This is a genomic window from Staphylococcus schweitzeri, assembly GCF_002902405.1.
Taxonomy (GTDB): Bacteria; Bacillota; Bacilli; order Staphylococcales; family Staphylococcaceae; genus Staphylococcus; species Staphylococcus schweitzeri.
Genome location: NZ_PPQS01000044.1, coordinates 1,516 through 2,004, shown reverse-complemented (window position 1 = coordinate 2,004; position 489 = coordinate 1,516). Strand labels below are relative to the sequence as shown.

The 489-nt window shown below is 49.5% G+C and carries 5 tRNA genes; all 5 read right to left on the bottom strand.

The window, feature by feature from the left end:
* Positions 1 to 65 precede the first annotated feature (65 nt).
* The 5 genes from CD116_RS10350 to CD116_RS10330 all read right to left on the bottom strand — a co-directional run bounded on the left by CD116_RS10350 (position 66) and on the right by CD116_RS10330 (position 472).
* A tRNA-His gene (locus CD116_RS10350) sits at positions 66 to 138 on the bottom strand.
* Positions 139 to 140: 2 nt separating this feature from the next.
* Positions 141 to 214: transfer RNA gene (locus tag CD116_RS10345), tRNA-Trp, on the bottom strand.
* A 15-nt stretch (positions 215 to 229) separates the two neighbouring features.
* Positions 230 to 310, bottom strand: a tRNA-Tyr gene (locus tag CD116_RS10340).
* Between the two features lie 5 nt (positions 311 to 315).
* Positions 316 to 391, bottom strand: a tRNA-Thr gene (locus CD116_RS10335).
* An 8-nt stretch (positions 392 to 399) separates the two neighbouring features.
* Positions 400 to 472: transfer RNA gene (locus CD116_RS10330), tRNA-Phe, on the bottom strand.
* Positions 473 to 489: the final 17 nt, after the last annotated feature.

Genomic DNA, 489 nt, shown 5'->3' with positions numbered 1-489 from the left:
AACCAACGAGTGACGGAGTCAAAGTCCGTTGCCTTACCGCTTGGCTATAGCCCATTAATAATAAGGGCGGCTGAAGGGGATCGAACCCTCGAATGTCGGAACCACAATCCGATGTGTTAACCACTTCACCACAACCGCCATGGCAGGGGCAGTAGGAATCGAACCCACACCAAAGGTTTTGGAGACCTCTATTCTACCGTTGAACTATGCCCCTATTAAAAATAATAAATGGAGGGGGGCAGATTCGAACTGCCGAACCCGAAGGAGCGGATTTACAGTCCGCCGCGTTTAGCCACTTCGCTACCCCTCCGTAAATGGTGCCGGCCAGAGGACTTGAACCCCCAACCTACTGATTACAAGTCAGTTGCTCTACCAATTGAGCTAGGCCGGCTAAAAAAATGGTTCAGGACAGAGTCGAACTGCCGACACATGGAGCTTCAATCCATTGCTCTACCAACTGAGCTACTGAACCATAATAAAAATGTAATG